Raw genomic sequence first — 9,072 nt, 5'->3', positions numbered from 1 at the left:
CGGCCGATCCGTCGCCGCGTGGCCGCCAGCCGATCGTGCCGACGCCGCCGCAAGCACGCGAGGCGCCGCGTGCCGACGACCGCGCCGCGGAGCGCCCGCCACAGCGCAACCTGCGCGTCGATCCGCCGCCGATTCCGAAGCAGACCCAGCCGCAGCCCAGCGTTGGCATGCAGGACCCGTCGCTGCCGCCGACCCGCGAGCGCACCGGCGGTCCACGCCGCTTCGACAACAACACCAAGCCGCCGCAGCCCGATCCGGGCCAGGCCGCCATGCGCGGCTTTCGCGACGTCACCGCCGATGTCGACGACCTCGGCCGCGCCGCCGCGCAGGCCAACCGCGCGGCGCGGAAAACCTATGCCAACGTGCCGTCGCAGGCGCCGGAATTCGACCGGCTTGAGCCCAACATGGAAGACCGCGGCGAGGTGTTCGGCCACGACGAGCCCGACGGCGACGAGCCGCAGCCGCCGGTGTCGCGCGTGCGCGACGCCAAGCCCAAGAAGGACAAGAAGGAAAAGCCGCCGAAGCTGCCCAAGCCGAAACGCGTCGGCCGCGGCTTCCCATTCAGGACCGCAATCGCCATCGGCATTGTGATGATCCTGGCAGGCGCGGCGCTGCTCGCCGGTCCCTCGATCATGAACACCGTGCGCGGCTTCGGTTCCTCGACGCCGGTCGTCGTCGATAACAAGGACGCGCCGCTGGCGCCGCGGCCGAAGATCGCCGACCGCGTCGGCCAGCCCGGTTCGTCGGACCAGGTCGCGCCGGTGGCGCAGCGCGTGGTGCTGTATGACGAGGATCCGGCGGAGCCGAAGGGCAAGCAGTATGTCGGCACAGTCGTCTGGCGCACCGAGCAGATCAAGGCGTCGGGCGGCAAGCCCGGCGACGTCGCGGTGCGCGCCGACATCGAGATTCCCGAACGCAAGTTCAAGATGTCGATGTCGTTCCGCCGCAACACCGACACGTCGCTGCCCGCCAGCCACACCGCCGAGCTGACCTTCGTGCTGCCCTCGGATTTCGCCGGCGGCGGCGTCTCCAACGTGCCGGGCATCCTGATGAAGTCCAACGAGCAGGCCCGCGGCACGCCGCTGGCCGGCCTCGCCGTCAAGGTCACCGATGGCTTCTTCCTGGTGGGCTTGAGCAACGTCGAGACCGACCGCGTCCGCAACCTGCAGCTCCTCAAGGAGCGCTCTTGGTTCGACATTCCCCTCGTCTATACCAACCAGCGCCGCGCCATCATCGCCATCGAAAAGGGCTCGCCGGGCGAGCGCGCGTTCAACGACGCGTTCGCGAGCTGGGGCGAGTAGGGCGCGCTAGCGCGTTTCCCGGTCAGCAGCGCACCACGTCGCAAGGGCGACGCGCTGCGCTGCATCCGGGGAACGAGACAGTTACGGCGCCCCCTCCGCGCCGGCGCGCACAGCGTGGCTCAGCAAATCGCGGGCGTCGGTGACGCCGTCGGCGGCGCTGCGCACGATGGTCTCGGCCATCTTCGCCTTGGTGGCCGGCGTGCGGTGCTGTTCCTCGATATGTTCGACGGCGATCTCCAGCACCTCGCGCAAAGCGGCGACATAGCGCGGGTCGAATCTCGGTTGCAACTCGGTGGTCGTCATGCGGGTCCGCTCCAGTGATCGCGCGACGGTGGCGGCGCAATCGGGCCGATTGGAGTCCGCGCGGTGCCGCGGCGGTGGCTGCCGCTGACATTGATTTGAATCGCGCGTTAACGGTTCGGTCATGCTGCCGTCATCGCCGCCAACGCCCGCAGTCGGGTCGCATTGCGCGACCGGGCATCGCCTCGAATCCAATCCATTTTGTTCACGAATTGGGTATCGCGGTGCTGTACGGCTCCTGCAACCACAGGTGCCCACATGCTTCCCGACGGTCGATATTCAGTTTGGTTCAGGACGGCCGAGGCCGATGGCGTCGGCCTCGTCGAGATCGCGGACCAGCGGCTGATCGGCCGCGACACCGTGATCGAATACAGCGGCTCCTTCATCCAGAACGGCAACCGCTTTACGGCGAAGGTCTCGACCCGTCGCCACGCGCCCGGCCAGCCTTCGATACTTGGCATCGACGAACTCGATTTCGAGTTCGCGGGCACCTCGAGCCGGATCACCGCCGCCTGCAGCGGCCGGATCCTGCAGATGCCGGATGTCCCGCTCGAGGTCGTGCTGTTGCGCGTCGATGGCTGAGGCTCGATCCGTAGGGCGGATTAGCGAAGCGTAATCCGCCTCTCGCAGGCGCGGCGCGATACGCTGCGCTATTGCGCCCTACGCCTGACGGCCGGGGCCGGCAGGTTCAGGTTACCGACGCCTACGGCGATGTGATTTGACGCCGTTGCGCCGCCTTTCTATCCACGATGGTCTCTCCTCCGACGATGGATTGCCGATGACCACGCGCCGACAGGTGATGAAGCTCGCTTCCTTTGCCGCCAGCCAGGCCGCGCTGGCCGGCGCGGTGCGCGCCGAGGGCGGCGCCGACGGAGTCGCGGCGGTCTCCGTTGCCCCCTTGCCGTTCGCACAACAGACCCCGATGCGGATCGGCGCCGCGGCATTGCGCGTCCGCGACCTCGCGAAGATGCGGACCTACTACACCGACCTGCTGAAATTCAGCACGCTGCGCGCCGATGCCACCGAGGTGGTGCTGGGCGTCGATAACGTCGCGCTGCTGCATCTGATCCACCGGCCCGACGCGCCGATCGAGCGTCCGGGCGCCGCCGGGCTGTTTCACACCGCGTTCCTGATGCCGAGCCGCGCCGACTTCGCGCGCTGGCTGGTCCATGCCGCGCTCGCCCGCACACCGTTCGACGGTTTTGCCGATCACAATGTCAGCGAAGCCTCCTATCTCACCGACCCCGAAGGCAACGGCATCGAGGTCTATTCCGACCGCCCGCCGGCGAGCTGGGAGTGGACCGGCGACACCGTCACCATGGGCAGCGGGCATCTCGACATCGACGCCATCGTGGCCCAGACCGACACCACGCGGGACCAGTACGCGACGGCGCCGAAGGCGCTGCGCATCGGCCACATGCATCTGCGGGTCGGCGACGTGGCGCGCGGCCGCGCCTTCTACGAGGGGCTGATCGGCATGGAGCCGACCCGCTTGTCGCGCAGCGGCGTGGCGTTCCTGTCGTCCGGCCGCTACCACCATCACATCGGCATCAACACCTGGCAGAGCGAAGGCGCCGGCCCGCGCCAGGCGCAGGAGACCGGACTGGCGTGGTTCTCGCTGGCGATCGCCGACGCCGCCGTGCTCGCCGACCGCCAGCGCCGCCTCGCGGCGGCCGGTACCCGCAGCGACCCCGTCGCCGGCGGCCTCGCGGTGGCCGACCCCTGGGGCACCGAGGTGCGGCTGATATCGGCGCAGGGGTAGAACACAGAGCGTAGGGCGGATTGGCGAAGCGTAATCCGCCACCCATCGTTCGCGGCGCAATACGCTGCGCTATTGCGCCCTACGGACTGCGCTCTCCGAATTCTCCGGTATCGCTGACATCGCCGGCCCAGTCCTCCGGAACTAGTCCCGCCCGAACGTCGCGATGAAACGACGAATGCGGCCAGTCGCTCACGCGCTTCACCAGGCCGTGTTTCACAGGGTTGATGTAGCAATAATCGACATGGCGCGCGTAGTCGGTCTCGTCTCGGATCAGGTGCTCCCAGAACCGTCGCTGCCAGATACCGCGCTCGCCACGCGCCAGTCGCACCGCACTGAGTCGTTCTTGCTTCGGCAGCGCCTTGGCAAACCGCGTCTTGATCAGCCGCCAGCGTGTCGAAAAATCGCTGTCGCTCTCTGGCAACGTCCAGATCGCATGAAGATGGTCCGGCAAAACCACGAAGGCATCGATCTCGAAGGGGTAGTTCTGCCGCGTCAACGCGACGGCTTCGCGCAATGCTGCGATGTGATCGACCAGGAGCGTCTGCCGTCGGTCCAGCAGCGTGACCGTGAAGAACCAACATCCGCCCGGCACGCGCGCGCGACGATAGTTCGGCATATCGCCGGCTCCATCCGTAGGGCGGATTAGCGAAGCGTAATCCGCCGCCCGGAAAGCTACCACCGCCGGTGGGCGGCGCAATACGCTACGCTATTGCGCCCTACTAGCTGTCCCGGCCATCCACGTATTCGCAGGACATCGTGGATGGCCGGCCTGACGCCGGCCATGACGGAGGATGGAGCGGAGCGTAGTAAGCCGCCCGCCGCATGTCGCTCGGCCGGTCCAGCCGTAGGATGGGTTGAGCTCTTGCGAAACCCATCACCGTGCATTCGTATTCATTATGGGTTTCGCAAGTGCTCAACCCATCCTACGCGCTACCTAGTCCGCCGCCCGGAACGCTACCACCGCCGAGGGGCGGCGCAATACGCTGCGCTATTGCGCCCCACGACAATCTTGAAAATAATCCTTGACGCATTTTGCGTCCTGATTATATTCCTCTGCATCCCGCTCCACTTGAGGGAGCGTTACCGGGACGCCGACTGGCGCGGGGCGGGAGGTGGCGCCTGCGGGCGTGGGGCAGACGTTGTCCCGCGCACTCGGGAGGCCTCGGGTAGCCGTCCGTGCCCACTATGGGGCGCTGCTCTTTGTGAGCTGGACGGGTGCGGGTCAGGCCGGCGAAAGCCGGCTCAATGGCGAGCGGCTTGTCCCGTGGACACGACGCGAGCTTCCCGTACACGGAAGAGGGCCCCGGGGACAGAAATCGCCACGGTGGAGCGTCGAAAGGCGTTTCCGCGGCCTCTGGTTTCCGGCGATCCGGAGATCACGCTGCGGCACTGACTAAGTCGCGCCTTTCGGCGCTCCGCCTCCCTCGAGGGGGCGACGACAAGATGAACATCGCTGGCCGGACGGCTCCGTGAATTTCTCGCGGGGCAGCGCAGCCGTGCCCGCAGCAGAAAGGAGACGACCATGAGTCCAGACGATGACTTCTACCTGAGCGATCCAAAGCTCACGCGTGGCGACCGCGCCTTCCGCACGCTCTATCGCCACATGGCCAACGGCGACGAGTGCTGGCGCACGTGCGATCTGAAGCGCTGCCGGCGCTGCAGGGAATGCCGCGGCAATGCGATGATCTGCGTCGGGCGAAACAATCCGGCGCCGGAACTCTCGGAAGAGGAGCTTTCCCGGGTGAAGCACGAGTTCAAGCAGTTGTTGACGCAACAGATCGCGGCACGCACGGCCGCAGAAGCCCAGGCGAAGCCGGCGTCCGCCGAAACCCCGGCCAAGCGCGATCGTGACTCATCGCGCAGGGCCCGATAAAGTGGTGCCGATCAGGGCCCGGTTCTCCGCGCTCGCCGCGGAGAATCTTGATGTCGTCCGACAGGACCCTTGCCACCACGTTTCCAATCCCGTTTCGCTGGCGCGCCCTGGTGCTGGCCGTGCTCGCCATCCTGACGCTGCTCGACGTCACGCTGCTGCTGGCACGCGATGCGCCGAGCGCGCCGTTCCTGCAGAAGAACGGCTTCTATCTGGAGTCCGCCGGCTTCAAGGCGCGCTTCGCCAACGATCCGGCCAGCCAGGCGGTGCTGCGAAAAATGCCGCCGCATCGCTTCGTGCTGCACGCGACGCCGAACGGCCCGCGCTATTTCTATGCCGACCCGGTCACCTGCATGTGCATCTTCGTCGGCACCGCGGCGGCGTATCAGTCCTATCGCGACATCCTCGCGCAACCGATCCCGCAGCCAGACTATGTCTCGCCGGACTACAAGACCCAGGCGGGCGCGCTGCTATCAGACGATCCCATCGCGTCGGATGGCATCGACTGGGAGCCGGACAGTCTGGCCGCAGCGTTCCGGGATTATTACTGAGGGCAGGGGAGGGAACGCGGCTTTCTTGCTTCCTTCTCCCCCGTGCGAAGCGAAGCTTCGCTAGGTGGGAGAAGGTGGCGCGGCCGGAGGCCGCGACGGATGAGGGGTCACTGGGCTCCGAGCTTGTGGCACCCCTCACCCGTCCGCGCTGCGCGCGGACACCCTCTCCCACAAGGGGAGAGGGAAGTAAGAAACAAAAAAGCCGGCGTTGCCGCCGGCTTTCGTGTCGTTCGTTATCGCCGCAGCGCTCAATGGGCGGCGTGCAAGGTCGCTTCTTCCTGGCGGGCGATGGTGCCCTTGACCGCGGTCTGCACCTTCTCGAAGGCACGGACCTCAATCTGGCGGACGCGTTCGCGCGACACGCCGAACTCGCTGGCGAGATCTTCCAGCGTCATCGGCTCGTCGGCGAGGCGACGCGCCTCGAAGATGCGACGTTCGCGCGGGTTGAGCACGTTGATCGCGCCGTTCAGGGCCTCGCGGCGATGGTCGAGCTCTTCGTGTTCGGCCAGCACGGCTTCCTGGGTAGGCGCATGATCGACCAGCCAGTCCTGCCATTCGCCGGCTTCGCCGTCGTCGCGGATGGGCGCGTTGAGCGACGCGTCGCCACCAAGGCGGCGGTTCATGTCGACCACGTCCTGTTCCGTCACGCCGAGGCGCTTGGCGATGATCTTGACCTGGTCGGGGCGCATATCGCCCTCGTCCAGCGCCGAGATCTTGCTCTTCGCCTTGCGCAGGTTGAAGAACAGCTTCTTCTGGTTCGCGGTGGTGCCCATCTTCACGAGCGACCACGAACGCAAAATGTACTCTTGAATCGACGCCTTGATCCACCACATCGCATAGGTAGCGAGGCGGAAGCCCTTCTCGGGCTCGAACCGCTTCACCGCCTGCATCAGGCCGACATTGCCTTCCGAGACGACCTCGGAAATAGGCAAGCCGTAGCCGCGATAGCCCATGGCGATCTTGGCGACCAGCCGCAGATGGCTGGTCACGAGATGATGGGCCGCGTCGCGATCATCGTGCTCGCGCCAGCGCTTGGCGAACATGTATTCCTGCTGGGGTTCCAGCATCGGAAATTTGCGGATTTCCGACAGGTAGCGGGAAAGACCCGATTCACCGTTCAGAACCGGGAGTGTAGCTGTACGGGCCATGGTAGCGCCCTCCAGTGGTTCAGGCCCCCGATAGCGGCGGGCCAGGCAGCGAGCGCTTTGTTAAAGCCGTCCCAACTGCGATGTTCCGCGTCGGATGTTCGACGCAGGTGCAACATACATCCAACTACGGGCGTATTGGAAGTGAACTTTCTGTCACGTCCGCGTGTAGCTGATATAACCTATTGGAATACCGCGCATTTTTATATGCATCTGCGTCATTCCGTCGCCGCCAGGCGGGCCCGGAGCAGGGCCAGGTCGGCCGGAAGGTCGGAAATCCACTGCATGACTTCGCCCGTGCGAGGGTGTTCGAGGGTCAGCATGTACGCATGCAGGGCCTGGCGGCCGAGTTCGGCCAGCGCTTTCTGGCTTTTCGGCCCGAGCGCGTTGGCCTTGGTCTTGAAATGCGGGCCATACACGCTGTCGCCCATCAGGGGGTGGTTGATATGGGCCAGATGAACCCGGATCTGGTGGGTGCGGCCGGTCTCGAGCTGGCAGGCGAGCAGGGTCGCCACCGGCTTGCCGTGGCGATCGTCAAAACTTTGCAGCACTTCCCAATGGGTCACCGCCTCTCGGCCGGTGTCGCGCACCGCCATCTTTTCGCGGATATGCGGGTTGCGGTCGATCGGCGCGTCCACGGTGCCGCGCTGCCGGTTCGGGATACCCCAGGCGAACGCCATATAGCCACGGCGCATCTCGTTGGTGCGGCCGTGGTCGGCGAACTGGGCGCTGAGCGACTGGTGGGCCTGGTCGTTCTTGGCGACCACCATCAGCCCGGTGGTGTCCTTGTCGAGCCGGTGCACGATGCCTGGCCGCTTGACGCCGCCAATCCCCGACAAGGTCGCGCCGCAATGGGCGATCAGCGCGTTGACCAGCGTGCCGGTCTCGTGGCCGGCGGCGGGATGCACGACCAGGCCCTTGGGCTTGTTGATGACGATGATGTCGTCGTCCTCGAACACGATATCGAGGGCAATGTCCTCGCCTTCCGGCTCGGGGGCGATGGCGGGGGGCACGTCGATTGTGATCGTATCGCCGGCGGCGACATGATAAGCGGGGTCGCGAACGGGATCGGCGCCGGCCGCGTTGCGGGAGATTTTGACCTGTCCGGCGAGGATCAGCGCCTTCAGCCGCGACCGCGACAGAGCCGGGCTGCGCACCGCCAGCACGCGGTCGAGCCGCACCGAGCCCTCATCGCCCAGCACCGTAATGTCCAGCGTGACATCGTTGGTGGCCGACATGTCTTGATCAGAAGAGTTTTGCATGACTGAACCTGTTGCGCCCGATCCGAACCCTGAAGCGACCGCCGCCATGATGGCGAAGGTCCGGCGGATGATGCTGATTGCCGGGCTGACCACTGCGCTGGGCATCGGGGCACTGCTCGTCGTGATCGGCTACCGCCTTTTCAAGTCCGAGGGAAGCGTTGTGACGACGGCGACCACCGCGACCCTGCCGAAAGGCGCCAAAATCACCGGCACCGCCGCGGCCGGGGACCGCCTGGTCCTGACCCTCGACATCGCCGGAACCACCGAAATCCGCACCTTCGACGCCAAGACGCTGAAGCCGACGGGCACCTTGAAATTCGCTCAGGAGCCGTAGGCGAAGCGCACAATTATCGCGCCGCGGCATCTTGCAGGCGGCCGCATTCGCGGCTATTGCTTGCCGCGAGGCTCCCTTCGTCTAGCGGTTAGGACGTTGCCCTCTCACGGCGAAAACAGCGGTTCGATTCCGCTAGGGAGCACCAATCTTTTCAATGGCTTAGCAGTGGCTACTTTGCACGCTTAGGGCACGTACGGACATTGTACGGAAAAGACATGTGTGAATATCGATGAACAGTGACGAGCATCAACAGCTTCAAATCGTAGATGACGACGTTGGTGAAGACGAGCGAGAAGATGGCGAACAACCGCAAGTCCGTCTCAGGGCCGCGATAGCGTGGGTAGGCACGCGCGACACAGAATTTACTCATCTTATCGAAATGGACGATTGGGACGTTAAAAAACACGATCAGAGGTCCAATCTTACTGACAACGGATCAGAGGCTTGGGCGCAGCTGAAGCCTTTTTTAGTGAAGGGCGCCGTGGTCGCTAAAGGCATTCGATATACTGTGCCTGAAAGCTTCGACCTAAACGACGGTGCATGGTCG

General features: G+C 65.5%; 11 protein-coding genes and 1 tRNA gene. 8 read left to right on the top strand and 4 right to left on the bottom strand.

The window, feature by feature from the left end; translation table 11 throughout:
* The coding region (locus JWR89_RS14545) for a hypothetical protein (RefSeq protein ID WP_299717350.1) at positions 1-1,301 on the top strand (1,301 nt) is incomplete at its 5' end.
* 81 nt (positions 1,302-1,382) lie between these two features.
* Here the strand turns inward: JWR89_RS14545 and JWR89_RS14540 are convergent.
* A complete protein-coding gene (locus JWR89_RS14540; RefSeq protein ID WP_299717348.1) occupies positions 1,383-1,604 on the bottom strand; it encodes a hypothetical protein in 222 nt (73 codons plus the stop codon).
* Positions 1,605-1,859: 255 nt separating this feature from the next.
* Between JWR89_RS14540 and JWR89_RS14535 the strand changes: the two genes are divergently transcribed.
* Together JWR89_RS14535 and JWR89_RS14530 are read left to right on the top strand one after the other, a co-directional pair.
* On the top strand, positions 1,860-2,183 hold the full coding sequence (locus JWR89_RS14535) for a hypothetical protein (protein ID WP_299717346.1): 324 nt from the start codon (positions 1,860-1,862) through the stop codon (positions 2,181-2,183).
* A 196-nt stretch (positions 2,184-2,379) separates the two neighbouring features.
* Positions 2,380-3,363 carry a VOC family protein gene (locus JWR89_RS14530; protein WP_299717344.1) on the top strand — a complete coding sequence of 328 codons (984 nt, stop codon included), beginning with the start codon at positions 2,380-2,382 and terminating at the stop codon, positions 3,361-3,363.
* A gap of 79 nt (positions 3,364-3,442) precedes the next feature.
* On the opposite strand, the gene JWR89_RS14525 is transcribed toward JWR89_RS14530, so the two are convergent.
* The gene (locus tag JWR89_RS14525; RefSeq protein ID WP_299717342.1) at positions 3,443-3,979 is read right to left on the bottom strand and encodes a transposase; all 537 of its coding nucleotides are present in this window, start codon (positions 3,977-3,979) and stop codon (positions 3,443-3,445) included.
* Positions 3,980-4,885: 906 nt separating this feature from the next.
* Here JWR89_RS14525 and JWR89_RS14520 point away from each other — a divergent pair.
* Positions 4,886-5,236: a hypothetical protein gene (locus JWR89_RS14520; RefSeq protein WP_299717340.1), complete on the top strand. Its 351-nt coding sequence runs from the start codon at positions 4,886-4,888 to the stop codon at positions 5,234-5,236.
* A gap of 50 nt (positions 5,237-5,286) precedes the next feature.
* Positions 5,287-5,784: a hypothetical protein gene (locus JWR89_RS14515; protein WP_299717339.1), complete on the top strand. Its 498-nt coding sequence runs from the start codon at positions 5,287-5,289 to the stop codon at positions 5,782-5,784.
* A 248-nt stretch (positions 5,785-6,032) separates the two neighbouring features.
* On the opposite strand, the gene rpoH is transcribed toward JWR89_RS14515, so the two are convergent.
* Positions 6,033-6,932, bottom strand: coding sequence for an RNA polymerase sigma factor RpoH (gene rpoH, locus JWR89_RS14510; RefSeq protein WP_299717337.1), 900 nt, complete (start codon positions 6,930-6,932; stop codon positions 6,033-6,035).
* Between the two features lie 215 nt (positions 6,933-7,147).
* On the bottom strand, positions 7,148-8,167 hold the full coding sequence (locus JWR89_RS14505; protein WP_299717335.1) for an RluA family pseudouridine synthase: 1,020 nt from the start codon (positions 8,165-8,167) through the stop codon (positions 7,148-7,150).
* 22 nt (positions 8,168-8,189) lie between these two features.
* Between JWR89_RS14505 and JWR89_RS14500 the strand changes: the two genes are divergently transcribed.
* The 3 genes from JWR89_RS14500 to JWR89_RS14490 all read left to right on the top strand — a co-directional run.
* Positions 8,190-8,525: a hypothetical protein gene (locus JWR89_RS14500; RefSeq protein ID WP_299717333.1), complete on the top strand. Its 336-nt coding sequence runs from the start codon at positions 8,190-8,192 to the stop codon at positions 8,523-8,525.
* Between the two features lie 70 nt (positions 8,526-8,595).
* Positions 8,596-8,670, top strand: a tRNA-Glu gene (locus tag JWR89_RS14495).
* 84 nt (positions 8,671-8,754) lie between these two features.
* A partial coding sequence (locus JWR89_RS14490) for a hypothetical protein (RefSeq protein ID WP_299717331.1) occupies positions 8,755-9,072 on the top strand: 318 nt, incomplete at its 3' end.

The organism is Tardiphaga sp. (genome assembly GCF_028290785.1).
In the GTDB taxonomy this organism is placed as follows: Bacteria; Pseudomonadota; Alphaproteobacteria; order Rhizobiales; family Xanthobacteraceae; genus Tardiphaga.
Note: the sequence above shows the minus strand (reverse complement) of the source record. Positions and strands in the feature narration are given on the sequence as shown.